This is a genomic window from Actinomycetospora straminea (genome assembly GCF_028737255.1).
GTDB classification, from domain to species: domain Bacteria; phylum Actinomycetota; class Actinomycetes; order Mycobacteriales; family Pseudonocardiaceae; genus Actinomycetospora; species Actinomycetospora straminea.
On the sequence record NZ_JAQZAN010000012.1, the window covers coordinates 60,242 to 86,386 of the forward strand.

General features: G+C 70.7%; 31 protein-coding genes and 4 tRNA genes. 16 read left to right on the forward strand and 19 right to left on the reverse strand.

From position 1 onward, the window contains the following. Positions 1-19: 19 nt before the first annotated feature. Positions 20-652, forward strand: a complete 633-nt coding sequence (locus PH190_RS16980; RefSeq protein ID WP_274232715.1) for a MarR family transcriptional regulator — start codon at positions 20-22, stop codon at positions 650-652. Here the strand turns inward: PH190_RS16980 and PH190_RS16985 are convergent. Beyond that, positions 621-3,140, reverse strand: coding sequence for a DEAD/DEAH box helicase (locus PH190_RS16985; RefSeq protein ID WP_274232716.1), 2,520 nt, complete (start codon positions 3,138-3,140; stop codon positions 621-623). The genes PH190_RS16980 and PH190_RS16985 overlap by 32 nt on opposite strands. Before the next feature lie 112 nt (positions 3,141-3,252). Here PH190_RS16985 and PH190_RS16990 point away from each other — a divergent pair, with 112 nt between their 5' ends. Further along, a complete protein-coding gene (locus tag PH190_RS16990) occupies positions 3,253-3,903 on the forward strand; it encodes a TetR/AcrR family transcriptional regulator (protein ID WP_274232717.1) in 651 nt (216 codons plus the stop codon). 25 nt (positions 3,904-3,928) lie between these two features. After that, complete coding sequence (locus PH190_RS16995) at positions 3,929-4,321, forward strand: hypothetical protein (RefSeq protein WP_274232718.1); 393 nt, start codon at positions 3,929-3,931, stop codon at positions 4,319-4,321. On the opposite strand, the gene PH190_RS17000 is transcribed toward PH190_RS16995, so the two are convergent. Beyond that, positions 4,300-4,569: a hypothetical protein gene (locus PH190_RS17000; protein WP_274232719.1), complete on the reverse strand. Its 270-nt coding sequence runs from the start codon at positions 4,567-4,569 to the stop codon at positions 4,300-4,302. The two genes, PH190_RS16995 and PH190_RS17000, sit on opposite strands and share 22 nt — an antisense overlap. 148 nt (positions 4,570-4,717) lie before the next feature. Between PH190_RS17000 and PH190_RS17005 the strand changes: the two genes are divergently transcribed. From PH190_RS17005 to PH190_RS17025, 5 genes are all read left to right on the forward strand, one after another. Then, positions 4,718-5,356 (forward strand): class I SAM-dependent methyltransferase, encoded by a 639-nt coding sequence (locus tag PH190_RS17005; protein ID WP_274232720.1) that lies wholly within the window; start codon positions 4,718-4,720, stop codon positions 5,354-5,356. A gap of 61 nt (positions 5,357-5,417) precedes the next feature. After that, on the forward strand, positions 5,418-6,392 hold the full coding sequence (locus PH190_RS17010; protein WP_274232721.1) for an NADPH:quinone oxidoreductase family protein: 975 nt from the start codon (positions 5,418-5,420) through the stop codon (positions 6,390-6,392). Between the two features lie 3 nt (positions 6,393-6,395). Beyond that, on the forward strand, positions 6,396-7,187 hold the full coding sequence (locus PH190_RS17015) for an alpha/beta fold hydrolase (protein ID WP_274232722.1): 792 nt from the start codon (positions 6,396-6,398) through the stop codon (positions 7,185-7,187). Between the two features lie 14 nt (positions 7,188-7,201). Then, on the forward strand, positions 7,202-8,071 hold the full coding sequence (locus PH190_RS17020) for an AAA family ATPase (RefSeq protein WP_274232850.1): 870 nt from the start codon (positions 7,202-7,204) through the stop codon (positions 8,069-8,071). 35 nt (positions 8,072-8,106) lie between these two features. Then, entirely contained in the window at positions 8,107-8,280 is a 174-nt protein-coding gene (locus PH190_RS17025; protein WP_274232723.1) for a hypothetical protein, read from the forward strand. Here PH190_RS17025 and PH190_RS17030 read toward each other — a convergent pair. The 4 genes from PH190_RS17030 to PH190_RS17045 form a co-directional block, all read right to left on the reverse strand. Beyond that, positions 8,277-9,107, reverse strand: coding sequence for an IclR family transcriptional regulator (locus PH190_RS17030; RefSeq protein ID WP_274232724.1), 831 nt, complete (start codon positions 9,105-9,107; stop codon positions 8,277-8,279). The two genes, PH190_RS17025 and PH190_RS17030, sit on opposite strands and share 4 nt — an antisense overlap. An 87-nt stretch (positions 9,108-9,194) precedes the next feature. Beyond that, entirely contained in the window at positions 9,195-9,353 is a 159-nt protein-coding gene (locus PH190_RS17035; protein WP_274203588.1) for a hypothetical protein, read from the reverse strand. A gap of 32 nt (positions 9,354-9,385) precedes the next feature. After that, positions 9,386-9,760, reverse strand: coding sequence for a YybH family protein (locus PH190_RS17040; RefSeq protein ID WP_274232725.1), 375 nt, complete (start codon positions 9,758-9,760; stop codon positions 9,386-9,388). 99 nt (positions 9,761-9,859) lie between these two features. After that, positions 9,860-10,513 carry a TetR family transcriptional regulator gene (locus PH190_RS17045; protein WP_274232726.1) on the reverse strand — a complete coding sequence of 218 codons (654 nt, stop codon included), beginning with the start codon at positions 10,511-10,513 and terminating at the stop codon, positions 9,860-9,862. Between the two features lie 53 nt (positions 10,514-10,566). On the opposite strand from PH190_RS17045, the gene PH190_RS17050 reads away from it, so the two are divergent. After that, entirely contained in the window at positions 10,567-11,019 is a 453-nt protein-coding gene (locus PH190_RS17050) for a YybH family protein (RefSeq protein ID WP_274232727.1), read from the forward strand. Between the two features lie 59 nt (positions 11,020-11,078). Here the strand turns inward: PH190_RS17050 and PH190_RS17055 are convergent. The 4 genes from PH190_RS17055 to PH190_RS17070 all read right to left on the reverse strand — a co-directional run bounded on the left by PH190_RS17055 (position 11,079) and on the right by PH190_RS17070 (position 11,882). After that, a tRNA-Val gene (locus PH190_RS17055) sits at positions 11,079-11,150 on the reverse strand. Between the two features lies 1 nt (position 11,151). Continuing rightward, positions 11,152-11,223, reverse strand: a tRNA-Cys gene (locus PH190_RS17060). Positions 11,224-11,274: 51 nt separating this feature from the next. Beyond that, positions 11,275-11,347 (reverse strand) — tRNA-Gly (locus PH190_RS17065). A 109-nt stretch (positions 11,348-11,456) separates the two neighbouring features. Beyond that, positions 11,457-11,882 carry an SsgA family sporulation/cell division regulator gene (locus tag PH190_RS17070; protein ID WP_274203592.1) on the reverse strand — a complete coding sequence of 142 codons (426 nt, stop codon included), beginning with the start codon at positions 11,880-11,882 and terminating at the stop codon, positions 11,457-11,459. Positions 11,883-12,182: 300 nt separating this feature from the next. Between PH190_RS17070 and PH190_RS17075 the strand changes: the two genes are divergently transcribed. The 4 genes from PH190_RS17075 (at position 12,183) to PH190_RS17090 (ending at position 14,321) form a co-directional block, all read left to right on the forward strand. After that, on the forward strand, positions 12,183-12,767 hold the full coding sequence (locus PH190_RS17075; RefSeq protein WP_274232728.1) for a sigma-70 family RNA polymerase sigma factor: 585 nt from the start codon (positions 12,183-12,185) through the stop codon (positions 12,765-12,767). Next, on the forward strand, positions 12,764-13,711 hold the full coding sequence (locus PH190_RS17080; protein WP_274232729.1) for an anti-sigma factor domain-containing protein: 948 nt from the start codon (positions 12,764-12,766) through the stop codon (positions 13,709-13,711). Before PH190_RS17075 ends, PH190_RS17080 begins: the two co-directional genes overlap by 4 nt. Continuing rightward, the gene (locus PH190_RS17085; RefSeq protein WP_274232730.1) at positions 13,708-14,223 is read left to right on the forward strand and encodes a TIGR02611 family protein; all 516 of its coding nucleotides are present in this window, start codon (positions 13,708-13,710) and stop codon (positions 14,221-14,223) included. Before PH190_RS17080 ends, PH190_RS17085 begins: the two co-directional genes overlap by 4 nt. A gap of 23 nt (positions 14,224-14,246) precedes the next feature. Next, positions 14,247-14,321 (forward strand) — tRNA-Val (locus PH190_RS17090). A 91-nt stretch (positions 14,322-14,412) separates the two neighbouring features. On the opposite strand, the gene PH190_RS17095 is transcribed toward PH190_RS17090, so the two are convergent. Genes PH190_RS17095 through PH190_RS17125 form a run of 7 tightly spaced genes read right to left on the reverse strand, consistent with a single transcriptional unit; the run spans position 14,413 to position 18,550 of the window. Further along, entirely contained in the window at positions 14,413-15,690 is a 1,278-nt protein-coding gene (locus PH190_RS17095; protein WP_274232731.1) for a tyrosine-type recombinase/integrase, read from the reverse strand. Then, complete coding sequence (locus PH190_RS17100; RefSeq protein WP_274232732.1) at positions 15,687-15,929, reverse strand: helix-turn-helix domain-containing protein; 243 nt, start codon at positions 15,927-15,929, stop codon at positions 15,687-15,689. Before PH190_RS17100 ends, PH190_RS17095 begins: the two co-directional genes overlap by 4 nt. A 3-nt stretch (positions 15,930-15,932) precedes the next feature. Continuing rightward, positions 15,933-16,286: a hypothetical protein gene (locus PH190_RS17105; RefSeq protein ID WP_274232733.1), complete on the reverse strand. Its 354-nt coding sequence runs from the start codon at positions 16,284-16,286 to the stop codon at positions 15,933-15,935. Then, entirely contained in the window at positions 16,283-16,525 is a 243-nt protein-coding gene (locus PH190_RS17110; RefSeq protein WP_274232734.1) for a hypothetical protein, read from the reverse strand. Before PH190_RS17110 ends, PH190_RS17105 begins: the two co-directional genes overlap by 4 nt. Continuing rightward, positions 16,522-17,775, reverse strand: a complete 1,254-nt coding sequence (locus PH190_RS17115; RefSeq protein WP_274232735.1) for a hypothetical protein — start codon at positions 17,773-17,775, stop codon at positions 16,522-16,524. The genes PH190_RS17110 and PH190_RS17115 overlap by 4 nt, the downstream gene beginning before the upstream one ends. A 3-nt stretch (positions 17,776-17,778) precedes the next feature. After that, complete coding sequence (locus PH190_RS17120) at positions 17,779-18,144, reverse strand: WhiB family transcriptional regulator (RefSeq protein WP_337993825.1); 366 nt, start codon at positions 18,142-18,144, stop codon at positions 17,779-17,781. 1 nt (position 18,145) lies between these two features. Continuing rightward, the gene (locus tag PH190_RS17125; RefSeq protein ID WP_274232736.1) at positions 18,146-18,550 is read right to left on the reverse strand and encodes a hypothetical protein; all 405 of its coding nucleotides are present in this window, start codon (positions 18,548-18,550) and stop codon (positions 18,146-18,148) included. A gap of 270 nt (positions 18,551-18,820) precedes the next feature. On the opposite strand from PH190_RS17125, the gene PH190_RS17130 reads away from it, so the two are divergent. Genes PH190_RS17130 through PH190_RS17140 form a run of 3 tightly spaced genes read left to right on the forward strand, consistent with a single transcriptional unit; the run spans position 18,821 to position 23,687 of the window. Further along, positions 18,821-20,083 (forward strand): NsdA family TPR-like regulatory protein, encoded by a 1,263-nt coding sequence (locus PH190_RS17130; RefSeq protein ID WP_274232737.1) that lies wholly within the window; start codon positions 18,821-18,823, stop codon positions 20,081-20,083. Between the two features lie 2 nt (positions 20,084-20,085). Next, positions 20,086-20,733, forward strand: coding sequence for an HAD family hydrolase (locus PH190_RS17135; protein ID WP_274232738.1), 648 nt, complete (start codon positions 20,086-20,088; stop codon positions 20,731-20,733). Between the two features lie 14 nt (positions 20,734-20,747). Further along, positions 20,748-23,687 carry an NACHT domain-containing protein gene (locus tag PH190_RS17140; protein WP_274232739.1) on the forward strand — a complete coding sequence of 980 codons (2,940 nt, stop codon included), beginning with the start codon at positions 20,748-20,750 and terminating at the stop codon, positions 23,685-23,687. Between the two features lie 153 nt (positions 23,688-23,840). Here the strand turns inward: PH190_RS17140 and PH190_RS17145 are convergent, their stop codons facing one another. Beyond that, positions 23,841-24,620, reverse strand: coding sequence for a zinc-ribbon domain-containing protein (locus PH190_RS17145; protein WP_274232740.1), 780 nt, complete (start codon positions 24,618-24,620; stop codon positions 23,841-23,843). A gap of 15 nt (positions 24,621-24,635) precedes the next feature. Continuing rightward, positions 24,636-25,976, reverse strand: a complete 1,341-nt coding sequence (locus PH190_RS17150; RefSeq protein WP_274232741.1) for a hypothetical protein — start codon at positions 25,974-25,976, stop codon at positions 24,636-24,638. Between the last annotated feature and the right edge of the window lie 169 nt (positions 25,977-26,145).

Consider the following 26,145-nt stretch of genomic DNA (forward strand, 5'->3'; position numbering starts at 1 on the left):
CTCGGCGACGCTGTCCCTCGTGGAGCAGAGCGCCGTCGACCGGCAGCGGGAGGACGACACCGACGAGCTCCTCACGCTGCTGCTGGACGACCTGGGTCCGTCGCTGCAGTGGTACCGCGACGAGGTGGCGCGGCGGCTCGGGCTCACCGCGAGCGAGCTGCTGTGCCTCGACGTCTGCCGGTGCCGAGGGCCGATCTCCAGCGGTCGGATCGGCGAGTACCTGGGTCTGACGCGCAGCGCCGTCGCCAAGATGGTCCGGCGGCTCGAGGCCGCCGGGCACGTCGTGCGCGAGCTGCCGCAGGGCCGCGAGCAGGACGTCCACGTCCGCCTCCGCCCGCACGCCACCCGCGACGCCCTGCTCGAGGGCCTCCGCGAGGAGATGCGGCGCTCGGTGCAGGAGATCGTCGACGACCACGGCATCCGAGGACGCCGGCACGCCCTCGTCGCCCGGCTCGTCATCCGGTTCTCCGACACCTTCTTCGGCACGCCCGCGCCATGGCCGACGCGACCACCCGGCGCCGGATCCTCGCCGAGCGGCGGCGCCGGCGGGAGGCGGACCCCTCTCCGTGGTGGGGACCTCAGGACGCCGACGGTGGGCGGATATCCCGATCCCCGATCGCTCAGGCCGCCGGCATCGGCCCCGCGGCGGTGACGTGGACGGCGGCGGCGCCGAGCTCGTCGGAGGCGTCGAGGTCGACGTCGGCGGTGATGGCCCAGTCGTGGTCGCCCTCGGGGTCGTCGAGGACCTGCCGGACGTGCCACACCCGCCCCTCGACGGAGACCCGGAAGAACGCCGGGCCGCGGGCGTCGGGGCCGGCGCCGAGCTCGTCGTACTCGGCGAAGTAGCCCTCGATCGCGTCGGTCCAGAACGCCGCGTCCGGACCCTCCTCCGCCAGGGCCGCGAGGTCGGCGGGGGAGCGGCGCGCGAAGAGCTCGACGCGGCGGAACATCTCGTTGCGCACCAGCACCCGGAAGGCGCGCTCGTTCCGGGTGACCGGCGGCGGGCCCTGGTCGACCGGGCGCGCGTCGGTCCCGGCGGCGTCGAGCTCCGTCGGGTTGGCGAGGTTCTCCCACTCGTCGAGCAGCGACGAGTCGGTCTGGCGCACGAGCTCGCCGAGCCAGGCGACGAGGTCGTCGAGGTCCTCGGTCCGGGCGGCCTCGGGGATCGTCTGGCGCAGCGCGCGGAAGGCGTCGGTGAGGTAGCGCAGGACGAGGCCCTCGGAGCGCGCGATCTTGTAGTACCCGACGTACTCGGTGAAGTTCATGGCGCGCTCGTAGAGGTCGCGGACCACCGACTTGGGCGACAGCTCGTGGTCGGCGACCCAGGGGTGGCCGGCGCGGTAGGACTCGTAGGCGCCCTCGAGCAGCTCGCCGAGGGGCTTCGGCCACGTCACGTCCTCGAGCAGCTCCATGCGCTCGTCGTACTCGATGCCCTCGGCCTTCATGGCCTGCACGGCCTCGCCGCGGGCCTGGTTCTCCTGGGCGCGCAGGATCTGCTTGGGGTCGTCGAGGGTCGCCTCGACCACCGACACCATGTCGAGGGCGTAGGTCGGCGACTCCTTGTCGAGCAGGTCGAACGCGGCGAGCGCGAACGGCGAGAGCGGCTGGTTGAGCGCGAAGTCGACCTGCAGGTCGTCGACGAGCCGCACGTCGGGTCCCGCCGGGGTCTCGATCCGCTCGACGACATCGGCCTCGATGAGCCCCCGGTACAGCGCGATCGCCCGCAGGATCAGCCGGCGCTGGACGGGACGCTCGGCGTGGTTGTCCTCCAGCAGGTGGCGCATCGCGGCGAAGAACGGCTGCCGGCGCTGCGCGACCTGCAGGAGCATGGCCGTCGACACCCGGAACTGGCTGGTCAGCGGCTCGGGCTGGGCCTCGACGAGGCGCTCGAGCGTCTTCTCCGACCACGACACGAACCCCTCGGGCGGCTTCACCCGCACCACCCGGCGCTGCTTCTTGACGTCGTCGCCGGCCTTCGCGAGCCGCTTGGCGTTCTCCACCTCGTGCTCGGGGGCCTGGGCGACGACGTAGCCGGCGACGTCGTGCCCGGCGCGTCCGGCACGGCCGGCGACCTGGTGGAACTCGCGGGCGCGCAGGTGGCGCACGCGCTGGCCGTCGAACTTGGTCAGCGCGGTGAACAGCACCGTGCGGATGGGGACGTTGATGCCGACGCCGAGGGTGTCGGTGCCGCAGATGAGCTTGAGCAGCCCCGCCTGGGCGAGCGTCTCCACCAGGCGCCGGTACTTGGGCAGCATGCCGGCGTGGTGCACGCCGATGCCGTGGCGCACCAGGCGCGAGAGCGTCCGGCCGAAGCCCGCGGTGAAGCGGAACGAGCCGATGAGCTCGGCGATCTGCTCCTTCTCGGCCTTCGACGACACGTTGAGGCTCATGAGCGCCTGGGCCTGCTCGATCGCCGCGGCCTGCGTGGTGTGCACGACGTAGACCGGCGCCTGCTGGCCGGCGAGCAGCTCGGTGATCGTCTCGTGGAGCGGGGTGCGCGCGTAGCGGAACGACAGCGGGACCGGGCGCTCGGTGTGGGCGACGACGGCGGTCTCGCGTCCCGTGCGCCGGCTCAGGTCCTGCTGGAAGAAGGTGACGTCGCCGAGCGTCGCCGACATCAGCAGGAACTGCGCCTGCGGCAGCTCGAGCAGCGGCACCTGCCAGGCCCAGCCGCGCTCGGGGTCGGCGTAGTAGTGGAACTCGTCGATGACGACCTGGCCGATCTGCGCGTCGGGCCCCTCGCGCAGCGCCCAGTTGGCGAGCACCTCGGCGGTGCAGCAGATGACCGGCGCCTCGGGGTTCACCGCGGCGTCGCCGGTGAGCATGCCGACCGACGCGTAGCCCAGCTGCGCCCCGAGCGCGAAGAACTTCTCCGAGACCAGCGCCTTGATCGGCGCGGTGTAGACGGTGCGCTCGCCCCGTGACAGCGCCGCGACGTGCGCACCCAGCGCGACCAGCGACTTTCCCGACCCGGTCGGCGTCGAGAGGATCACGTTCGAGCCGGAGACCAGCTCGATGAGCGCTTCGGACTGCGCCGGGTAGAGATCGAGGCCCCGCTCGGCGGCCCAGTCCGCGAACCCCTCGTAGATCTCGTCCGGGTCCGCGCCGGGAGCGGGCAGGAGCGCCGTCGAGGTGGTCACGCCCTCCATTGTCGGCGATCGACGGCGCGGCCCGTCGCACCCGGCGGGTTACGATGCGTCACCACTGCGCGGACCCGTCGTTGGGCCGGCGGTGGCGAGGAGGTCGACAGCTGTGACCCAGGGTTGCGAGCCGGCGGCGCGGACGGCGGGCCCGCCGCTGGGTCGGCGGGCGGCGACGAAGGCGCGCACCCGGGAGGCGCTGCTCGACGCCGCGCGCCGGGTGTTCGCCGAGCGCGGGTACGGGCCGGCGTCGGTGGAGGAGATCGCGCGCACCGCAGGGGTGTCGGTCGGCTCGGTCTACGTGCACTTCGCGAGCAAGGACGCGCTGTTCACGGCGCTCGTCGAGACCCAGACCTCCGCCGACGTCGACACCCGGGCGTCGCTCGTCCGGGACGATCCGCAGGAGACGTTCGACGCCCTCGACCGGCTGGTCGGCGAGGTCGCCGACTCCCGCGAGGAGGCCCTGCTCGACGCCGAGATCTGGCTCTACGCGGTGCGCCACCCCGAGTTCGTCGGGCGGCTCGCGGAGCACGAGGTGCGTCTGGCCCGGTTCGCGAGCGAGCAGCTCTCGCCCAACTGGGAGGGCGTCGACCCCGCCGTGCGCGCGACGGTCCGCGACGACGAGTTCATCGTCGCCGCCGCGGCGCTCTACCACGGTCTGATCCGCCTGCGTCGCGTCCTCGGCGAGGACGCCGTGCCGGCCGACCTCTACAGCCGCGTCCTGCGCCTGGTCCTGCGCCTGCCCGAGCAGTCGGGGGAGTAGATCGGCGAACGGGGTACAGGAGCCCGTGCGCTCCTCCTCGCGGTCCCGCGACCTGACCTGGATCCCCCGCCTGCTCGGCCTCGCCACGGCCGGCTACAGCGTGGCGATCATCGCCGACCCGTCGCTCTTCGCGAAGCCCACCGGCCTGCAGGCCGAGGGCGCGCCGCTGCCGACGGCCACGGCGATCGGGGTGCGTGCGCTCGGCGGCCGCGACCTCGCCTCGGGGCTCGCGATGGCGCTGGCGCCCGCGGGCCGGGCACTGCGGACCGCGATCGCCGTGCGGGTCGGTGCCGACCTCGCCGACCTCGCCGTGCTGGGCACCTCGCTGCCGGACCAGCGGTACCGCGCGAAGGCCGCCGGGGTCGCGGCGGCGTGGGGCACCCTGTGCGGGCTGAGCTACCTCGCCGCCGGCGACTGATCGACCGCCACCTCGGCCGCGCGCAGGTGGTAGACACCGGCGGCCGGGGTGAGCGCGTGCAGGTCGTAGACGTGGACGACCTTGGGGCCGTCGTGGAGGTGGGTGTGGGTGACCACCGGGAGCGGCGCGCCGTGCCGCGCCTCGCGGACCTCCACGCGCCCGTCGAGCGGGCCGCCCACGTAGAGCAGCACCGCGTCCTCGTCGGCGGGGACGGGACCGAGCGGGGCCGGGCCGGACGGGTGGGTCATGACGGCCTCCTCGAACGGCTCGGGGGTGGGCTGCGCGGACGTGGACGCATCCTGCGTCGAATCCAGCGTAGGGATCAACGCCGTCCGGCGCTGCGTCCCTTCGGAGCAGCTGTGCCTCTCCGGAGGCGGTCGGCGACGGACGGTGACCGTGACGGACGGTGACGACGAGGGTGAGGACGCCGTCCGCGCCTGGACCGCGCCCGGCACCGCACCGCTGGTCGGCGAGATCACGCTGCTGCTCGCCGACGACATCCACCGCACCTGGTCGGCCCTCGACGAGGAGGCGCCGCCGTTCTGGGCGTTCGCGTGGGTCGGCGGGCAGGCCCTCGCGCGCCACGTCCTCGACCACCCCGACCTCGTCCGCGGGCGCCGCGTGCTCGACCTGGCCTCGGGCTCGGGGATCGTCGCGATCGCCGCGGCCCTCGCCGGCGCCGAGGACGTCATCGCCTCGGACACCGACGCCCGCTCCCGCACGGCCATCACCCTCAACGCGGCCGCGAACGGTGTCGAGGTGGCGGTGGTCGGTGACGTCCTCGGCGGCGAGCACGACCTCGACGTGGACGTGGTCCTCGCCGGCGACGTCTTCTACGAGCAGCCGATGGCCCGGCACATGGAGCGCTTCTGTGACGAGGCGAGCGCGGCGGGCGTCGACGTCGTCGTCGGGGACCCCGGCCGCGAGTACCTGCCGCGGCGCCGGTGCACCGCCCTGGCGGGCTACGACGTCACCGACACCGCCGACCTCGAGGGCGGGGCGACGACCCGGACGACGGTCTACCGGTTCACCTGAACCGCGCCTCTGCTGTAGAAACCGTCCCGACTGACGGTTCCAGGCGCGGGGAGGTGTCGCGGTGCGCGCGGTGCAGGTCGTCCGGCTCGACGGACCGGAGGCGGTCGAGGTCAACGAGGTCGAGGAGCCGAAGGCCGGCGGGGACCAGGTGCTCATCGACGTGGAGGCCGCCGGCGTCGTCTTCCCCGACCTGCTGCTCACGCGTGGGCAGTACCAGATGCGCCCCGAGCTGCCGTTCCTGCTCGGCAGCGAGGTGGCGGGGACCGTGCGCGAGGCCCCGGACGGCTCCGGGTTCGCCGCGGGCGACCGGGTGGCCGCGCTGCCGGTGCTCGGCGGTTTCGCCACCACCGTCGCGTCGTCCACCGAGACCGTCTTCCCGCTGCCCGACGGCGTCTCGTTCGACGTCGGCGCGGGCCTGCCGATGAACTACCTGACCGCGCACTTCGTCCTCGACACCCGCGCCCACCTGCAGGCGGGGGAGACGGTGCTCGTGCACGGCGCGGCGGGCGGCGTGGGTGTGGCCTGCATCCAGTTCGCGAAGGCCCGCGGGGCGACGGTGATCGCCGTGGTGTCCTCGGCGGGCAAGGGCGAGGTGGCGACGTCCGCCGGCGCCGACCACTGGGTGCCGGTCGAGGGCTTCAAGGACGCCGCCAGGGAGCTCACGGGCGGGCAGGGCGTCGACGTCGTCGTCGACCCGGTCGGCGGCGACCGCTTCACCGACTCGCTGCGCAGCCTGGGCGACGACGGGCGCCTCGCGGTCGTCGGGTTCACCGCGGGCGACATCCCGACGGTCAAGGTCAACCGCCTGCTGCTCAACAACACCTCCGTCGTCGGCGCCGGCTGGGGTGCCTACGCGTCGAAGCGCCCGGGCTTCATGCGCCGGCAGTGGGACGCGATCCGCGACGACGTCGCGAGCGGCCGGCTCGCCCCGCCGATCAGCGCGACCTACCCGCTGGCCGAGGCCGCGTCCGCCATCGGCGAGCTCGCCGAGCGCCGCGTCACGGGCAAGGTCGTCATCCACCCGAGGGAGCACTGACCCGTGGACCTCGCGCACACGCGCACCGGCACGGGCGAGCCCGTCCTGCTCCTGCACGGCATCACCCACCGGCGGCAGGGCTGGGACCGCGTGGTGCCGCTGCTCGCCGGCGAGCGGGAGCTGTGGGCGATCGACCTGCCCGACCACGGCGAGTCGCCCGACCTGCCCGGCGACTACGGCGGCGACATCGCCCCGCTCGCCGACGCGGTCGAGGCGTTCTGCCGGACCCAGGGCCTGGACCGCCCGCACGTCGTCGGGAACTCGTTGGGCGGGCTGGTCGCGCTCGAGCTGGCGGCGCGCGGGTCGGTGCGCTCGGCGACGGCGCTCTCGCCGGCCGGCTTCTGGTCGGGGCTCGAGCGGACCTACGCCCGCGCGATCCTCGGCGGCGCGCACGCCGCGCTGGCGCTGATCCCGTCGGCGCGCCTCGAGCGCATGCTGGGCTCGCCCGTGCTGCGGACCGCGCTCGTCGGCCTGCTCCTGGCGCACCCCTCGCGCATCGACCCCGCCGAGATCGGCGCCGACCTCCAGGGCCTGAGCCACCCGCGCCGGTCGTTCGCGACGATGCTCCGGCACCTCGACACGTGGGTGCCGCCGGCCCGGTCGTCGGTGCCCACCACGGTCGGCTGGGGCTCACGCGACCTCCTGCTGCCGCGCTGGCAGTCGGGTCGACTGCGCCGCGCGCTGCCCGACGCCTCGGTCTACATCCTGCCGGGCTGCGGGCACGTCCCGATGGGCGACGACCCGGCGCTCGTCGCCGACCTCGTCCTCGCCGCGACCCGCCCGCGGCCGGCCTGAGCCCCACCCTGTACCTGACCCGCGGCCTGCCGGCCTCGGGGAAGTCGACGTGGGCGCGGGCCCTCGTCGCGTCGCGGCGGCCGGGCTCGATCCTGCGGGTCAACCGCGACGACCTGCGGCGCAGCATGGTCGACCCCACCTACGCGGCGCCGGTCGACGCCGTGGAGCGGCGGATCTCCGAGGCGGAGTGGCGCCTCGTGCGCGGGGCGCTGCAGGACGGCGTGGACGTCGTGGTCGACGCGACCAACCTGCGCGCCGGGCCGGCGCGGCGCTGGCTCGCGCTGGCCGCCGCGTGCGGGGCGGGGGTGCACGTCGAGGACGTGGTGGCCGACGTCGAGGAGTGCGTGCGCCGCGACGCGGCCCGCCCCGCCGTCGAGCGCGTGGGGGAGGAGATGCTGCGCGACCTCGCCGCCCGCTTCCTCGACCCCGACACCGGCCGCCCGGCGCCGCTCGGCGAGCCGGGGCGCCTGTCCTCGGCCGGTGGCGCGCCGTACCGGCCGGTGCCCGGCACCCCGCCCGCCGTGCTCGTGGTGGTCGAGGGCATCACCGGGCCCGACGGCGCGCCGGTCGACGCCGCCGTCGCGGTGGTGCGCACGCTCGCCGGCGCCGGGCACCGCGTGATCGCCTGCTCGCCGCGCCCGGAGGACGAGCGCGCCGTCGTCGCGTCCTGGCTCGCCGCGCACGTCTCGGTGCCGGTCGAGGCGCTCCTGCTGCGGCCCCCGCGCGATCGGCGCCGCGACGGCACCGCGCTGCTGGCGCTGTTCGACGCCCACGTCCGCGACCACTACACGGTGACCGCGGTGGTCGAGGGCCGCCCGCGCCCCGCCCGCGTGTGGGCGCGCACCGGGCTCGCCGTCCTCGGGGTCGCGCCCGGCGAGGTGTGAGGCACGCGCACGCATGGTCGTGCCAGCATGTGCCCGTGGCCCACGAGAACGAGTGGTACTACTGCCTCAAGCACCACCGGGTGGAGCCGTGGGACGGCTGCCGCGCGGCGGACCGCCTCGGCCCGTACCCCGACAAGGAGACCGCCGAGCACGCGCTGGAGATCGCGAAGCAGCGCACCGAGGAAGCGGACCGCTACGACGAGAGCTAGCGGTACCAGCGCCGGTGCGCCGTGCGGGCGACGTCGGTGACGTCGGCGACGAGGCGGTCCTGCTCCGCGCGCAGGCGTGACGCCGGGAGCGAGACGGCGATCGCCGCGCTGACCCGTCCGCCGGGGTCGGCGATCGGGGCGCACACGCACGCGAACCCGGTGGCGTACTCCTCGCGGTCGAGCGCGTAGCCGTCCCGGCGCACCCGGGCGAGCTCGGCGTCGTAGGCCGCGGGCGAGGTGATCGTCCACGGCGTGTAGGCCGTCCAGCGCTGCGGGTCGAGCCGCGCGCGCCGGTCGGGGGCGTGGGCGACGAGCACCTTGCTCACCGCCAGCGCGTGCGCCATCGACGGCGGGATGCGGGCGGGGAGCTCGGGGACCAGCCCGAGGCCCTGGTGGCCGCGGATGTCGACGACGTCGAGGTGGTCGTCGTCGGCCCACTCGACGAGGTACGCCCACGCGCGGGCGCGCCGGTAGAGCTCGCCGACCGCCTCCGAGAGCACCGCGGGCAGCTCGCGGGACAGCGGCACCGCGGGCGAGCCCGCCGCCCCCGGCGCGGCCCCCCACCGCGGGCCGGGGCGCAGCCGGTACGCGCCCGCCGGGGTGCGCTCCGCGTGCCCGGTGCGCAGCAGGCCCTGGACGACGGGCAGCACGCCCGTGCTCGTCCGTCCGAGGTGCCCGCCGAGCGCGGCGAGGTCCACCCCTTCCGGGTGGGCGGCCAGCATCCGCAGGACACGCAACGTGCCCGGCGCGACGACGCCGCGCGGTGCCGTGGGCGTCGCGGGCCGCCGAACATCGCCCGACCGGGGGAGCGGGACGTCGATCGTCACGGCTCGTGATCCTAGACAGACCGGGCGCGGACCGGAACGGATCACCCTCCGGGAGGCTCTGAGGACTCCCTGAGATCGCTCCCGAGGTCAGACGGCCTCGAGCCGCGCACCGCAGCCCGGGCAGGTCGTCGGCGGGTCCTCGTCGGCGAGCCGGCCGCACTCGTCGCAGACCCGGTGCATCCAGCACGCCGGGTCCCCGCCGGCGTCGTCGGGGAGCTCGGCGGGCGACCGCTCGGAGGACGTCATCGCACCATCGTCCCCCGAGCGGGCCCCTCGGGTCAGCGCTGGGCGAACGGGTCGTCGAAGGCCAGGAGCCAGCTGCCGTCGGTCTGCCGGCGCAGCATGACGATCGCCTGGCCGTCCATGCGCGTGGGACCGTCGTCGCCGGTGCCCGTCATGGTCCAGTCCGAGTAGACGATGGCCTCGGCGTCGCGCTCGTGGACGGCATGGGTCCGGAGATCGATCTGCGGGTCCCGCAGCGGGAAGCCGGTCATCCACTCGCGGATGGCCTCGGGGCCGACGATCGCCGTGCCGCGCGGCTCGGGCACGAGGAGCGCGTCCTTCTCGTACAGGTCCAGGAGCCCGTCGAGGTCACCCTTGTTGAACAGGTCCATCCAGACCTGGTCGGCCTCGCGCGGGTTGTCGATCGCCATCGGGGGGACCTCCTCCGGGAACGGTGTGGTGCAGGTCACCCAGCGTGGCACCGTCCGAGATCGGCAGCACGAGTCGTCACCGAGACGGCGCAGCCGTGCTCACTCCCCGACGTCGACACCCTCCACCAGCGTCGCGACCCACAGCCGGGCGAGCCAGCCGGCGTAGTCCTCGTCGGACCAGCCCCGGCGCTCGACGAGGGTGCGCCACAGCGCGCCGTCGGTCGTGGCGACGAGGACGTCCTGGCACGTCGCCTCCGGCACCGCGAGCCGACCGGTGGCCGCCGCGGCCCGCGCGTGGACGCCCATGGCGTCGAGGCGCGCCCGATCGATCTCGGCGAGGAGCTCGCCGGCCGCGGGGTCGCCGTCGGCCGCGTGCTCGACGGCGAGGCGCAGCCCGGCCGTCCGCTGCATGATCGCCGTGTTGACGCGGGCGAACCGGGCGAGACGGGCGCGGAGGTCGGGCTCGTCGAACACCTCGCGCAGCTCGGGTCGCTCGAGGAGGTGGACCTCGCGATCGTCGCCGCCGACGGCGAGGTCCCAGGCGCGGCGCAGCAGGGTCAGCTTGGTGCGGAAGGCGGCGTAGACCGTCTCCGGGGCGACCCCGGCCGCGGCCGCGACCTCGGCGACGGTGGTGGCGCCGTAGCCCTGCGCGACGAACAGCGCGTGCGCGGCCTCGAGGATCCGGAGCCGGTTCTCGTGGGCCTGCGCCGTACGGCGGGTGGAGTCGTACCGCCTCTTGACGCCCTCGGCCATCCGATACACCCTCTCTGTATTGAACCAAGTCCGACTGTATCGGAGGGGTCGGGATGTCCGAGGTCGAGGAGTTCCTGGACGAGATGCTGCCGCGCCAGCTCGCGGCGGACCGCGCCCTGTGCCGCGGTGACGCGAGCGGGCGGGCGGCGACGTGGTCGCGCCGCGACCCCGTCACCCTGTTCGGGGCCGCGGCCCGGGTGCGCCGGGGCCGGGACGCGGTCGACGCCGTGGCCCGGTGGCTCGCCGGCCGCTTCACCGACGTCCGGGCGTTCGACCTCGAGCTGGTGGCGGCGGGGGCGAGCGGCGACCTCGCCTACACGGTCGGGTTCGAGCACAAGACCGTCGTCGTCGACGGGTCTCCGGCGACCTACACGCTGCGCGTCACCCACGTCTACCGGCGTGAGGACGGCGAGTGGCGGATCGTGCACCGCCACGGCGACCACCCGCCGACGACCGACCGGGCGCCCGACGCTGCTCCGGCCGGTGGTGCCCCGGCTGCGGGGTGAGGAACGACGAAAGCCCTGGTCTCGACCCGTTCTCGGGTTCTGACCAGGGCTTTCCGGGGTGGGCGATACTGGGATTGAACCAGTGACCCCTACCGTGTCAAGGTAGTGCTCTCCCACTGAGCTAATCGCCCGAGGCGCAGGCGGGAATCGAACCCGCGTACAGGGCTTTGCAGGCCCTTGCCTAAGCCACTCGGCCACTGCGCCAGGCCGGAGGTCGTCCGGCTCACCTGGTGTAGTACAGCCGAGAGCCTCCCGAGCGGACGACGGGACTCGAACCCGCGACCCTCACCTTGGCAAGGTGATGCGCTACCAACTGCGCTACGTCCGCGTGTGGCCGGCGGGTGTCGGAAGTCTTGCTGATCTCCGACCCGCCGTTGCCGACGAAGAGAACACTACTGCATCGTGCGCCCCCCGCTCATCGCGGGGGGGGGGGCTCGTCAGCTCGGGTCGCTCGACAGCAGCAGTCCGAGAGCGTGCTCCAGGTCCAGCCAGTCGTCCTCGCACCCGGGGGCGACGATCTCGTGGGTGCGGGTCAGGAACTCCGACACCTCACGGCTCGCGGCGCGGAAGGTGGCGTGCCCCGAGGGCGAGCTGAGCTCGATCTCGATCGACTCGGCGTCGCCGTCGGCCGGGCGGATGCGGACGTCGCCGGCACCGGAGGCGCCCAGGAGCCCCTCGGTCAGCAGGTCACGCGAGAAGACCCACTCCACCCAGCCGGCGCGGCCGGTCCGGAACGCCGCCTGCACGGCGTACGGGTCGCGCGTGTCGTACCGCATCTCGACCTGGACGGGCACGGGCGGGTTCGGCGGGCCGACGAGGTCGAAGACCGCCGTGGAGCGGATCGTCGTGTGGTCGTTGAGCATGAGGCTGCCTTTCGCACGCTGCTGTCGTCGGGGGAAACGACTGGCGGACGACCCTGTGACGCCGGTTCACCCGGCTCACTCACGCATCACACCGGACGAGCACTCGGACAGGCGCTTACCCGGTTCGGTTCCGTAACGAACCACCCTCCCCGGGCGGGCGTCCACCTCCGCCACGGGAGCACTAGCCTGACAGCCGTCTGACCCGGACAAACCAGCGGAGGAAAGGTCCGACCAGTGACGGACGCGTCGCGAGGAGTCCCCGAGGCGACTCCGGAGCGTGACGATGCCCGCGACGGTGCTGTGACCGATGCCACATTGCTCGAACGGATCGGCCGGCGCGAGACGGAAGCCCTCGCGCAGCTCTACGACCGCTTCGGGCGGCCCGCGTACTCCCTCGCCCGTCGTATCTGCGTGGACGAGGGGTTGGCGGAGGACGTGGTGCAGGAGGCGTTCCTCGTGGTGTGGCGGGAGCCGGCGCGCTTCGACCCCACCCGCGGGGCGGTGTCGAGCTGGCTGCTCACCCTCGTGCACCACCGGGCCGTCGACGCCGTGCGCCGCGAGGCCACCCGCCGCCGGCGCACCGTCGCCGCCGACGGTGCCGACCGACCCGACGGCGCGGAGTGGCGCGTACCCGCGGGACCGGGTGCCGACCAGGCGGCGCTCGGGGCGGTGATCGCGGGGCAGGTGCGCGAGGCGCTCGCCGAGCTCCCGGCGGAGCAGCGCGAGGCGCTGGCCCTCGCCTACTTCGGGGGTTACACGCAACGCGAGGTGGCGAGCCTCGTCGGCGTCCCGCTGGGGACGGTGAAGTCCCGGATGTTCAGCGGCACACAGAAGCTCCGGGCCCTGCTGGGCCCGCACGTCGAGGTGGAGGGGGAGGAGCGATGAGCGACCACGCCGCCCCCGGCGCGCCCGCCGACCACACCGCCGACCACGACGCCCTCGCCGTCGCCCACGCCCTCCACGCGCTGGACCACGACGAGGAGACGGCGTTCGGCGCCCACCTCGCGGGCTGCCCCGTCTGCCGGCGCACCGTCGACGACACCACCGCGGTCCTCGGCGACCTCGCGGGTGCCGTCGAGCCCGTCGACCCCCCGGCCGGGCTGCGCCAGCGGCTCCTCGACGCCGCCGAGGCGGAGGAGGCCGGGATCGTGCCCGGGCCGGTGCCGCCGTCGCGGACGGCGGACTCCTCGCGCTCCTCGCGCTCCTCGCGTCCGGAGCCCGCCGAGCCGTCGTCCTCCGGATCGACCGCGCCGAGGCACGCCAGGGACGACGCCGACGACGCCGGGGACACCGACGACGGGACCGTCGTCCCGCTCGCGCCCCGCCGCCGCCGCGCCACCCGCTGGCTCGCGGCCGCGGCCGCCGTGGTCGTCGTGATCGCGATCGGCGGGCTCACCGCGGCCAACCAGTCCCTGCGCGCCGAGCGCGACAGCGCCCAGGCCGCGGCGGCGGCCCAGGCGCAGCGCGAGGCGGCGATCACGGACGTGCTGGCGGACGCCGGGACGCCCGGGGTGCCGCACGCCGTCCTGGCCACGCCGCAGGGCGGGCTGGTGGGCGTGGTCGTCGACGACGGCACCGGACGCCGCGTGCTGGCGACGGGTCTCGGCCCCAACGGGAGCGACGAGGTCTACGTCCTCTGGGGCCTCGCCGACGGAACCCCACGCCCGCTCGGCACGTTCGACATCGGGGGACAGGGTCCGGACGTCCGTTCCGTACCCTCGACGCCCGAGGCGGTGCCGTACGCCGGGTTCGCGGTCTCGCTCGAGCCCGGCCGGACCGCGCCCGCCTCGCCGACCAGAGTCGTCGCGAGTGGGCAGGTGGGACGTTGAGCGAACCGGCCGAGCAGTCGACGGCGACCGCGCAGGCGGCACCGCCGGCTCAGCCGACCCAGCCGACGGAGCGGGAGCGGTCGACGCCGACCGCGGCGCCGCGCCACCGCACGCTGCGCACGCGGCTGCGGCACTTCCGGGCGCGGGTGCGGGCCAAGCCGAGGATGAACCAGGCCTGGCGGGTCGGCATCGGGGTCATCGGCACGATCGTGCTGATCCTCGGCATCATCGCCATCCCCTACCCGGGCCCCGGCTGGTTGATCGTCTTCGCGGGCCTCGGCATCCTCGCCACCGAGTTCACCTGGGCCGGTCGCCTCCTGCGCTTCGCCCGGCGCCACTACGACCGCTGGATGGCGTGGGTGAGCCGCCAGCACGTCGTCGTCAAGGCGCTGCTGGCTCTGCTGACCTGCGCGATCGTGCTCGCGACGCTCTGGCTGCTCGGTGCCTTCGGTCTCGTCGCCGAGCTGGTGGGCCTCGGACACTGGACCTGGCTGCAGAGCCCGATCGTCTGATGGTCTAGGCTCGTGTGCGCTGCGGGCGATTAGCTCAGGGGGAGAGCGCTTCGTTCACACCGAAGAGGTCACTGGTTCGATCCCAGTATCGCCCACCAGCAAAACCCCTGGTCACAGGCCCACACGGAGCCACAGGCCAGGGGTTTTCTCGTGTCCGGGCCCTGATAACGAACATCTGACGAACATGGCTCACGGCGTCACCACTCCTGGGTCCTCCTCGTCGGGGTCGTCGTCGCCGTCCGCGCTCGTCGGCGCGGGGTCGTCGGCCGCGGGCGTGGGCAGGCCGCCGAGGGCGTCGAGGATGCGGTCGTGGTGCTCGGTGCGCCGGGTGTAGAGCTGCAGCGTCGTGGTCACGTTCTCGTGGCCCATGACCCGCTGCACCATGTTGGGCGGCACCCCGTCGTCGACCAGCCACGTCGCGTAGGAGTGGCGCAGGTCGTGGAAGCGCAGGCCGGCACCGGCCTCCCGCGCCACCGCCTTCACGGCTTCGTCGTACGACCCGCAGGTGGCCGAGTCCTCGTCGTCGTCCTCGTCGGTCCACCGCGCCTCGAACTTGTGACCGTCGATCTCGGCGACCTCCCCGAGCAGCCCCGCCCGAACCAGCGCCGGCCGCCACACCCGGGACCGGAAGAGGGTGCGGCGCAGCGGCTTGCCAACGGCGTTCGGGAAGACGAGCCCGTGGTCCCCGAGCCCGTACCGGTCGGTGTGCTCGCCGATCATCGTGACGAGCCACGCGGGCAGCGGCACGGTCCGGCGGCCGGCGGCGGACTTCGGAAAGGGCTTGAACGCGGTGTTGCCGCTGACCTCCACGACCACGCGGATCACTCGGAGCCTGCCGGCCTCGAGGTCGAGCGCGTCGGCGCGGAGGCCGGCGACCTCACCCCACCGGAGACCGGCCCAGGCCGTGGTCGCGACGAAGGCTCGGTAGCGCTCGGGGAGGGCGGGGAGCAGCAGCCGGCTCAGGTCCTCCCGCGAGATCACGCGGTCGTCGTGGTCGTGCTTGCGCCGCTTCGGGAGCCTGATGTCCTCGCAGGGATTGAAGGCGATCAGTCGGTTGCGGACCGCCGAGCGCAGCACGGCGGACGTGAGGCGGAACGCCTCGGCGGTTGTGGCGGGGGAGCGGCGGGTCCCGAGCTCGGTCACCCAGCCCTGCACCGACAGGTGATCGATCTTGCCGAGCTGCCACGACCCCCACTGCGGGATCACGTGGTTGTGCATGATCGACGCGTCACGGGCCTTCGTGGTCGCCTCGTCGTTGCGGCTCGCGAGCCACGCCCGCGCATGGGTCTCGAATCGCTGGCGGCCGGCGTGCGGGTCGACGTAGTTGCCGCGACGCAGGGTCGTCGCCATCTCGGCGAGGAAGTCCTTGGCCTCACGCTTGGTCGGGAAGTTCTTGGACCGCTGGCGCCCCGAGGGATCACGCCACTTGGCCTCCCACCGGCCCCGCGGTGTCTTGTGGATGCTCACGCCGAGGCCTCTAGGTCGGAGAGCCACGTGTGGAATGCCTCGCGCGGGACGATCCACCGCCGCCCGATCTGCTTGGCCGGAATCTTCCCGGCGCGGATCAGCTCGTAGGCCGTCCCGCGGCCGACACCGAGCAGCCCGGCGACCTGGGCCACCGTGTAGACCTGCGGTGCCGGGATGTCTCTCAACGACGTCGGGTCCTCCCGATCGCGCAGCTTCGTCAACAGCTCGTGCCCGTTCATCACTCAGTCCTCCGTCATCACGCGGCCGAGGTGGCCGAGGTGGTTGTGGGCGGTGGCCAGATGGCGGCCCGCCACGTCGAGAGCGGCCCGGGCGTCGCGGAGTTCGTCCTGCACCGCGAACAGGGCGCGGATCGGGTCGTGGCCCCGGTCGTCGCGGTAGCCGGCGGCGTCGGTGCGACGCAGCGCGCCAGCGAGGTGCTCCACAACGTGAGGGATGCGGTGCACGAGCTCGTCGAGAGTGCCGACGACGTCGTAGGCGTGGCCGGCGGTCGTGGTCTCGTCCAGGCGGACGTGGTTGGCGGCACGGACGGCCTCGGAGGCGTCGTCGAGGCGGCGGTGCATGGTCTCGGCGCTCACGGCTGCTCGCCTCCCGTCTCCGCGGCGGCGGGGACGTCGGCGGCGCGATCCGTGGCGGCGCCGAGCTGGCGGGCGAACTCCCCGGCCGAGCTCGACACCGCCGGGCCGAGCGTGGGGAACGCGGCGAAGAGCAGGACGAGGGTCACGACGCCGGACACGAGCGCCGGCGCAGCGCGACGGCTCTTGATCAGCAGCGCCGTGACGAGCCCGGCGATGACGACGATGGCGAGAAGGTTCATCGGGGCGCCCGCCGTCCGGAGCGCTGGACGCGGTCGACGTACTCGCCGTAGTCGCCGAGGTAGGGCACGCGGATGCGCTCGCAGTCGCGCCCGAGCCCGGAGAGGTACGCGATGCCGGGGTCGGCGTTGGCGTGCTCCTGGCCGAGGCGTCGGGCGTCGTCGCCGTGCAGCATCGCTAGCGAGTCCGCCGGAACCCGGAACGAGAGCCGCAGCGCGAACTGATCGCGGGCGTAGCCGCCGCCGACGGCCGTGGCCTCGAATCGCTGGGCCAGCATGAGCACCCGGAACGCGGCCTTCCGGCCCTCGCTCAGCAGTCGCAGGATCGCGGTGCGGATGCGGTCACCGACCGGGATGCCGTCACCACGCTTGGGCTTGGGCAGGCCGTCGGCGGCCCGGAGCAGGCCCGGCACTTCCTCGAGCACGACGAGGACGGTGGGCGTGGCAGTCGTCGGCTCGATCTTGTCCTGGCGCGGCGGGAGGTGCTCGAGGCGACGATCCATCTCCGCGACGAGGTCCTCGAGCAGGACGGCGTGGGCGCCGAGGTCGCTCGTGCCGACCACCTGATGAGGACGGTGCGCGGTGTCGTCGAAGGCACGCCCGAGCAGGAGGCCGGTGATGTCGGAGCCGGCGATAAGGACATCGGGGGCGGCGACGAGCTGCGAGAGCAGCCCGTAGCAGAACGCGGACTTGCCCGAGCCGTTCTGTCCCTGCACGGCGAGGTGTGCGGGATCAGTGATCGCGTGGCCGAGCGTGATCCCGCCTTCGGTCCGCCCGAGGACCACCGACTCCGCGCCGGCCGCGACCGTGAGGGAGGGAAGTCCGAATCCGTCGGCCAGCGGGTCATGAGCAAGGACCACGAGTCGCACCCATCGGCCGGCGATGGGCTCGACACGCAATCCGTGCCCGCCGAGGGAGTGCGCGAGACGCGGGCCGTTCTCCTTGGCGGTGAAATCGCCGGGCTCCTGGCCGGGCAGCAGCTCAACCGTGAACGACAAGGGTGGTCCGGGTCGGACCTCGCCCACGCGGGGCGTGCGGACGGTGAGCCCAGCCGCGACGGAGACGTAGTGGCAGATGTGCAGTCCCTCGCACGCGGCGCGGAACTCGCCCTTCACCGCCGACGCGAACGTCAGGATCGAGGCCTCGTACTCGCGCTGCGCGCGCCGGGCTCGCTGCCGGCCGAGGAAGCCAGTACCGCCGGCGGTGCGGTGGTCGGAGGGCCGGACGGGTCGGAGGTGATGCAGCTCGGACATGGCTCAGGCCCCCTTCTCCTGGCGCTCGGCGCACGCCGAGCACAGCTGGCCGTCGAGGGCGGGCAGGGCAAACAGCAGCGAGCACCCCGGGCACATCGGGTCGGCGTCGACCACGGGGTCCGGGACGCCGGCCGCGCGCTGGCGGCGGATCGCGCGCAGGTCGGCCGGGGTGTGGCCGGCCCAGATGCCGTGCGCCTGGCCGGACTCCACGGCGTAGGTGAGGCACTCCCGGCGGACCGGGCAGCGTCCGCAGACTGCGCCCGCCACGAGGAGCTGACGGGCTGCCTCTGGTGCGGTGAAGTCGTCCGAGGTCGGGAAGAACAGGTCAGGGACGGTGTCTCGGCACGCCGCGTGCTGCTGCCAGCCCATCTCAGGCCGCCTCGGATTCGGCCTGGCGTCGTGTCGGGCGCGGGACCGAGCCGACGGCCGGCGCGATGCCGTCGGCGGAGAACGACACGTCGACGCCCTTGGCGCCGTTGCGGGCCTGGCGGACCTTCGCCCGGAGGCCGGGCAGCTCCACCGCCGAGTACGGCGTGAGCTCCGGGGCCTCGTGCGAGGTGATGCGGACGCCGTGGAGCTCGTGGCGCCCGTCGCGGCCGGTCGGGAGCATGACGTCGAAGATGCGTACCGGCGCGCCGGTCGCCTCGTCGATGAGCGGCTGGCCCGAGGACCGCCGACCCTGCGGCGTGTCCTCCCAGCGCTCCATGGTCTGTGCGTGGCCGGTGGCGATGGCCTGCAGCTGGCTGGTGTCGATGGGTGCGTTGAACTCGAACATGCCTCCAGGGTTGGCCCGAATCTCCACGACCCCGTAGTCCGAAACGCCAGTCCCGAACTAGTCCCGGAACTAGTCCCCATCCGCGGACCACGTCGTCTAGAATAGTACCGCGTAACAGCGATCCGACGCGGCGGTGATGGCGGAATGTCTGTAACTCACGCCCAGTGCGTACTGAAGGACGCTCGTCGCCGTCGTCATTGGACTCAGCGCTTTGTTGCTGAACAGCTCCAGGTTTTGGCTCACCACAAGTACCGCGACAGGTCTGCGGCCGTGAACGCCGACATGGTGTCGAAGTGGGAACGCGGCGAGAAAGGCGTCAGCCCGTATTACCGTGACTTGTTGTGCGTGCTGTTCGAGACCGACGCTGCGACACTCGGCCTCTCCATCGCTGCGCCGGCTCCGGCGGCCTCCTCTATGGTCGCCTCCGACGAGCCCGACGCCGACCTCGCAGGAGTCATCAGTGAGACCGCTGCCCTCCTCGAGCAGCTCGGGCCAGCAGCAACGATCCTCGAGAGCCGCATGGCGGACGTGTGGAGGGACGAGCTGATGCGCCGGCGAACCCTGGTCAAGCTCCTGGGACTGGCCCCCGTCTCGCCGGCTGTGTCGCGGCTGGTCGGTCCCGGTTCGCCCCCGGTCAGGGGCTCAGTTCATGACCTCGACGACCTCGCCGACCGCTACCAGACCCTCTACCACTCGGCCAGCCCGAGCGCCCTCATCCGGCCGGTGCTGGCACACCTGGACGCGGTCTCGGATGCCATCCGGGGGACGAAGGACCACCTCGCACGCACCAAGCTCCTGGCGAACCGTGCGCGGGTGGCGCTCTTGGCCGGCCGCCTGTCGTTCTTCGACTTCGATGACGCCATGTCCGCCCGCGGCTTCTACAACCTGTCCGTCGAGGCCGCATCCGAAGCCGGCGACCGGCACCAGGCGGCGGCCGCCCTGGGGCACATGGCGTTCATCCCCGCGGCCGAATACAGCATGACCTCTGCTCTGCAATACCTCGAAAGTGCGCGCCAGCAGATCGACCTCGATCCTCACGGACCGTTAAAGTCGTGGGCGTTCGCCATCGAGTCGGAATTCCACTCTCACGCCGGCGACCACTCGTCGGCCCTCCGAGCGATCGACGCGGCGAAGACGGCCTATTCGCGGTCGTCCATCAACGCCGACCTTCGATGGTTCGACTACTACGACGTGAACCGCCTCGCTGGCTTCGCCGGCTACGCCAACCTGCAAGCCGGCCGCTACGACGCCGCGGCGTCCGAGCTCACCGAGGCCCTGGACCTGCCTCTGTCGGCCATCAAGCAGCGCTCCGTCTTCCTCGCCGACCTCGCGACGGTGCACTACCACGCGGGCGACCTCGAGCAGGCTTGCTCGGTCGCCGTCGATGCCACGGACGAGCTCCGGCGCGCCGGCTACGCCACGGGCGCGGGCCGTCTGCGGGAGTTCCACGACCTCGTTTCCCCGCACAGCTCGACGCCGGCCGTGCGGGGGTTCTCCGAGCGACTGAGCACGCTGCAACTCGAGGAGGCCTAGGAGTGACCATCCGCGCCGTCTGGTTCGACGTCGGCGAAGCCCTCATCGACGAGACCCGCGAGTACGGCACCTGGGCGGACTGGCTCGGAGTCCCACGGCACACCTTCTCAGCCGTCTTCGGGGCCGTGATCGCGCGCGGTGGTGACTACCGCGAGGTCTTTCAGCACTTCCAGCCTGGATTCGACCTTCAGAAGGCACGGCAGGAGCGGATCGACTCAGGGCTCGGGGAGTACCTCAACGCCCGCGACCTGTACGACGACGTCCGGCCATGCCTATTTACCCTGCGCGAAGCTGGCTACACAGTAGGTATTGCAGGGAATCAGACCGACCGGGCTGGACGTTTCATCCGCGAGCTAAACCTACCCGCAGATCACATTGCAACTTCTGACGACTGGGGGGTGTCTAAGCCTGACAAAGCATTCTTCGATAAACTTGCAGCTGTTTCAGGTCACCACGTGGGGGACATCCTCTATGTCGGCGACCGGCTCGACAACGACATTGCACCTGCTGCCCAGGTCGGACTAAGAACCGCGTTGATCAAGAGAGGACCGTGGGGCTATATCCTCGACCAAGAGGGCTTCCCTGACGTTACTCCAACGATCGTAATCACGACGTTGGCCGACCTGCCCATGATTGCACCTGAATTGTAAGAGAAGATGCGTGGGTGCCAGTTGGCCAGGAGGCGTTAGAGAGCGGGGGGACATTGCAGATAGAGCTTGGTGCAGCAGTCAGCAAGGTTGTAGGTACGGCTGTTGGAAGGATTATTGGTTCCGTCCTCGGTTCGTCGTTCTCCGATTTTCTATTTCGTCGGGAGGTAAAGGAGCAGGCTGCCGTTGAGATCGAGAAAGAGATCGATTCGGAGCTGCAGGATCTAACATTGGCTGAGAGCCGCGATCTCGTGGCCTTCATTGAGGGATCAGAGTTCGAGGACTACACGCGTAGGCTGTTTAGTAACTCGATCATCGCGAGGAAGAGCGATCCTCACGTTGACAAATATCGCGAGGAGCTGTCGGAGCGCATTCGTCTGCTCCTCCCGTCACAGCCGAGAGCTGCAACACAGAAAATCGCTCTCGCTTTGTACGGAGATGTCTCAGCTAACGTCGCTGCATCTATCGTAGCCACGGAAGTTGCGACGAAGGTGGGTAGGGCCCGTCTTGCACAGCTGCTGCCGAAGTTGGACCTCGCTCTCCAAAGAACTGAAGGCCATCTCAACAACCTCTCACGCGTGTTATCCCTTAAGCCGATTAACGACTTTGAGCATGCGCTCCGTCCTCAGGTAGCATTCGGACACGAGAAGATTAGGCTCCCCCAGCTGGGATCAACCCGGTGGGTGCCGCTTGAACAGCTATATGTCCGACCACGGCTTCACTATGGCGACGGCTCGCTTGCACCATCCATCGATAGTCTTGAGCGGCACCATCGCCTGGTAATTCTAGGTGATCCAGGTGGTGGTAAGACTACGTTGGCCTCCTATATATGTCTTAACGGAACAGCGAGATCAAGTGAGGCAAAGGTAAGCAGCCCCACACCAGTCATGGTAATTTTAAGGGATCACATCACAAGCCTAGAGGCCGCGAATACTTCGTTATCGGAAGTCGTGCTGCACTCATGCAGCTCGAAGTACAATGTAGGAACAGATGTCGAGTCAGTCGAGTATCTCCTCCTAAATGGACGCCTAACGGTAGTATTCGACGGTCTCGACGAATTGGTTGACGTTGCGCTGCGTGTCCGAGTTGCGGGGGCAATAGACTCATTTGCCAACCGCTTCTATCGCGCTAGAGTCATCGTCACGTCTCGAAAGATCGGCTACATTGCAGCGCCACTAGACCCTTCGCAGTTCACGCGCGTTGACCTCGATGCGTTTGACGATGGCGCCGTCCGAGACTACGCGCAAAAGTGGTTCACCTTTGACGACACAGGGGCTTCGTCGTCGTCAGCTGACCGGGCTGCGGCATTCAACCGCGATAGCGCACACGTACCTGATATCAGAACAAACCCATTGATGCTGGCGCTCATGTGTAGTGTCTATACAGTTGAAGGCTTCATACCACAGAACCGTCCAGAGCTGTACGAGAAATGCTCCACGCTGCTCATCGAGCGCTGGGATCGCGATCGCCGTCTTCTTGTTCGACTTCCGGCTGAATCTGCCGTGAAACCTGCAATATATGCAATGGCTGAGTGGATTCTAGGCAGCGCAGATAGAGAGAAGGGTGTTCGTCGATCAGAGTTGATCTCCTTTATATCTCATTTCTTGCATCCCCGACGGTTCGAGGATTATGACGAAGCCAGTGCTGCCGCGACTAGCTTTGTAGACTGGTTCACGGGACGAGCCTGGGTCCTGACCGATGTTGGCTCTACCAAAACTGAGCCGCTTTACGGTTTCACACATCGCACATTCCTTGAGTACTTCGCGGCCAAGAAGTTGCTTCGAGATATGCGCAGTGGTCATGACTTGTTCGAGGCTCTCATTCCGCGAATAGAGCGCGCTGAACGAGATATTATCTCCCAAATGGCTTTTCAGATGCTCTTTGACGACTCCGAGAGTGAAGGAGAGGTTTTCGCTGCCAAGTTACTTGATGCTGCCTCCACCACGGTTGACAGCCAGCGTCAGGCTGTCCTCTCGTTCCTGGCGCGATCTCTAGACTTCGTGGTTCCTTCTCCTGCTATTACCCGTAAAGTCGTTGCGAGGGCTTTCGAGTCCTTTTCAACGAGTCACGAGGTGAAGGGCAAGGTTCCGTCTTTCCCGGAGCAGTCTCCCTCCCACGGGCCGTTATACGACTTGATGGCTGCGGCCGACGAGAATCTTGCAACCATCTCGAGCGAGATGCAGCGCCAGTTGGAGAACTATATGGAGTCGCGCCAATGGAAGGCGTCGACTATGCAGCTGGAAGTGCTAGCGCTGGCTGCTTATCCAGACGGATTTGCTCGGATGAGGGGAAACTCGACTGCTCGCAGCGTGTCGTTCTGGGAGGGCGAGGTCGATGCATTTCGCCAAACCATCGACAGAGTGGCCGACTTGCGCAGTGTCGCAAAGTACGCGGAATGGATATCTGATTATCTTCTCGAAACCGGCGAAATGGGGTTTGCCGAGTTCCTCGACGCGCGGAACGTGAGAAGGATCTTTATTGCGAATAAGGCCGAGTGGGCCCTCACTCAGCCCTTAGCCACTAAGATTCTCCTCGCCATGGCCCGGTCTCGAAAGGTGTCGCATGGCAAGTTCCGCAAGAGCGTACCCATCGATTCAGATAGGATTCTATTGGTGAGGGCGCTGTTAGCAATTCGGCCACCGTGGGCTGTGGTGGCTCCCGGCGAGCGCTACTTCCTTTCTGCGCAGGACCGCTTCGTGCGTGCTTATCCGTTTTCAACTGCAGTGGACCGTACTTTGCAGGGACTCTTAGCGGCTTTTGTAACAGACTATGCTTTTGCTGTTGAACCGGATATCGATGCGGGTAGAGCAAGCCGTCGGGAGTATTGGCACGTGCTGATGGGAAAGGAAAACGGCGAGCTTCAATCTCGGACGACTGCGGACATGTTGCCGGCAGCCGCAGACTTCTTCTCGAGGTGGCTCGGGGGCGGTTGGCAGACCGTAATAAGGCAGCGCTAGTGGCGTCGTTCAAAGGCAGCGTGGGCGCCGGGCTCGCGAATTCGCGACGTTCCGGATGAGGACCCTTCTCTCCAGGGGACTGGCCTCTTCTAGCTGGCCCGTAGTGCGGATACGCGACGAAGGAGGGCTCAACCTGACGGTCGGTCCGTGACTCTAAAGCTCGCTATATACGGAGCTGTATGCCGCCTCGACGTTGGTCACGAAAGTCGGCGCCCACTGCGCAAGATTGTAGACCTCGTACCTGCGGACATGCACGCCGATTTGAGCGGCGTGGGTGCCCGGGCGAGGTCGACGGATAGCTATTTCGTGCTCAACGTAAAGGGCGCTGAGCCACGCAGAGAGACTCTCTGTCGTGGTCACGCGGTGAGTCTCAGCGAGCGCCCCGTCTCGCCACCAAGTGAGACCTCTGTAAGATATCTCGACGGCTGCGCGACTCAGGAACCCGACGAGAGCCCGCTGGGCAGCACGCTCCTTGTCGGACAGCAAGCCCCCGCGCTCCTTATGCCGATAGTAGCTGGCGAGGGCGGAGGCTCGCGTGTGCTCGCGGCGTGCGACGTCCTTGGCGGGGTCGGGGTCGCCGCCGCAGTCCCAGCAGTTCTGCTGGTCCTTTTCGGCGTTCCTGCGCTGAACGGTCAGGGTGTGTCCGCACCCGGGGTAGGTGTGGACGGTGAGCCGGGTGGGTGAGCGGATGCATTCGGGGCAGGCGGCGACGTCGCCGTTCTTCCACTTCGGCATGCCGGTGCGGGTGGCGACCTTGTCTTGCCACTCGTGGCCCTCTGAGCAGCGCCACCACACGACGGCCGACGAGCTGGCCAGGATCGTGTCCGGGGCGTACCGGGCGGGTCCTCGGCCGTTCCGCTCGGCGTGCCACTGAGCGGCGAGGGCAGGGAATCGGGCAGCGAGCGTGCGGTTGGGATCGAGGCTGCGAGGCATCAGTCGGGATCTCCTTCAGGCCGCCTGCGGATATGGGACGGACGGTGGCGGTGGGTCCGCGCCGGCGCGCTTGTGGTGTAGCCGGGTGCCGTGGTCAGTGAGGTCGAGGGCCAGGCCGCGGTGGTCGAACCAGGCGACGATGGCGGGCATCCCGCCGGCGCGGCCGGCGGCCTTGAGGGTGTCGAGCTCGTAGGCCACGACGGAGCCGTAGTCGGCGACGGAGATGTAGGCGACGGTCTCGGTGCCGAGCTCTTCGGCGTCGGCGAGTTCCTGTTCGGTGGCCTCGTCCTCGAGCAGCGGGCCGGCGATGCCGAGCTCGCGGGCTTTCTCGGCGAACCAGCCGCGCATCAGCGGGGGCCACTGGCACTGCCGGAACCGCATCTCGGTCGCCGTCTTCGACCACTCGCCGATCAGCCGGGCGTCGGCCTCGGCGGCCTGGTAGTCGCCTTCAGCTATGGCGACGGCGCAAGACTCCATGACCTCGAACGGGGTGCGGTGGCGGCGGCCGGGCTCCTGCCGGCCGTGCTTGAACACCGACCCGACCGCTTCGAGCGCCATCTTGAACGGGTAGCGGGCCAGCTCGGTGCTGCTGGTGTCGGGGCCGATGTCCAGGACCTTGACGTCGAACCCGGCGGATTCCTGCTGTCCGCCGCGCAAGACGTAGCTGATGGCGTCGAGACCGTGTTCGGCCAGGCCCTCGCACCAGCGCTCCCAGCACTCGGCGAGCACGGTTTCCGCGTAGGGAGTGGTGATGCCGACCGGATCACCGATGGGCTGGTCAAGCACGGTGCGGGTACGGCCTTCGGTGCCCCACGGGACCTTCTTGGTGGTCCATTCGCGGGGATCGCAGAGCAGGAACACGTGCATGTGCGGATGCCAGCCGGCCTCGTCGCCGACGGTGCACTCGAAGGCGCGCAGCACGAACCGCACCCCGAGCCGTTCCTTGAGCCGGCGCCACGGCCGGTCACTGGTCACGTGCTTCCACGCGGTGCGCTGTGCCTGCACGAGGGTGCGCAGCGAGTGCCCGAGGTGATGGCGGGCGGAGAACGTCGCGAGCACGACGGTGCCGCCGAGCGCTTCCCACACCGAGAAGGCGTGTGCGAGGTCGCGGGCGCGTCCGACGGCGATCTTCGCGCCGCAGCACACGCACGAGTGCCAGGTCGCGCAGGTCTGCAGGCCGCCGACGCCGACGTCGAGGGAGCCGCGGTCGTCGGTCTCGAGCCCGCGCAGCGGCAGCTCCTCGGCCTGGGCGTCGAACCGGAACCGGCGACAGGTGCGGACCTTGCGCAGCGGGGACACGCTCCACATCGCGCGGTGCACCGCCCACCGCACGTCGGCGTCGTCCGGGGGCGGCACCGCGACCGGAGCGGGCCCGGCGGCGGTGTCGTTCGGGGCGGGGGAGCTAAACCCCTCATTCCCAAGGCGCGGTGCGCTCACGGTGCATCACCTCCAGTGGCGTAGGCCGGCGCTGGCGCGCCGGTGCCCGGCCCTTCCGGGCCGGGCACGCTTCCGCTCCTGTCTTCGA

Excerpts from the sequence above, each read along its gene's own strand:
- PH190_RS17000 (WP_274232719.1), bottom strand. The coding sequence starts at position 4,569 with ATGACCCACCCGTCCGGCCCGGCCCCGCTCGGTCCCGTCCCCGCCGAC.
- PH190_RS17035 (WP_274203588.1), bottom strand. The coding sequence starts at position 9,353 with ATGACGTCCTCCGAGCGGTCGCCCGCCGAGCTCCCCGACGACGCCGGC.
- PH190_RS17040 (WP_274232725.1), bottom strand. The coding sequence starts at position 9,760 with ATGGCGATCGACAACCCGCGCGAGGCCGACCAGGTCTGGATGGACCTG.
- PH190_RS17045 (WP_274232726.1), bottom strand. The coding sequence starts at position 10,513 with ATGGCCGAGGGCGTCAAGAGGCGGTACGACTCCACCCGCCGTACGGCG.
- PH190_RS17050 (WP_274232727.1), top strand. The coding sequence starts at position 10,567 with ATGTCCGAGGTCGAGGAGTTCCTGGACGAGATGCTGCCGCGCCAGCTC.
- PH190_RS17070 (WP_274203592.1), bottom strand. The coding sequence starts at position 11,882 with ATGCTCAACGACCACACGACGATCCGCTCCACGGCGGTCTTCGACCTC.
- PH190_RS17080 (WP_274232729.1), top strand. The coding sequence starts at position 12,764 with ATGAGCGACCACGCCGCCCCCGGCGCGCCCGCCGACCACACCGCCGAC.
- PH190_RS17100 (WP_274232732.1), bottom strand. The coding sequence starts at position 15,929 with ATGAACGGGCACGAGCTGTTGACGAAGCTGCGCGATCGGGAGGACCCG.
- PH190_RS17110 (WP_274232734.1), bottom strand. The coding sequence starts at position 16,525 with ATGAACCTTCTCGCCATCGTCGTCATCGCCGGGCTCGTCACGGCGCTG.
- PH190_RS17115 (WP_274232735.1), bottom strand. The coding sequence starts at position 17,775 with ATGTCCGAGCTGCATCACCTCCGACCCGTCCGGCCCTCCGACCACCGC.
- PH190_RS17120 (WP_337993825.1), bottom strand. The coding sequence starts at position 18,144 with ATGGGCTGGCAGCAGCACGCGGCGTGCCGAGACACCGTCCCTGACCTG.
- PH190_RS17125 (WP_274232736.1), bottom strand. The coding sequence starts at position 18,550 with ATGTTCGAGTTCAACGCACCCATCGACACCAGCCAGCTGCAGGCCATC.
- PH190_RS17145 (WP_274232740.1), bottom strand. The coding sequence starts at position 24,620 with ATGCCTCGCAGCCTCGATCCCAACCGCACGCTCGCTGCCCGATTCCCT.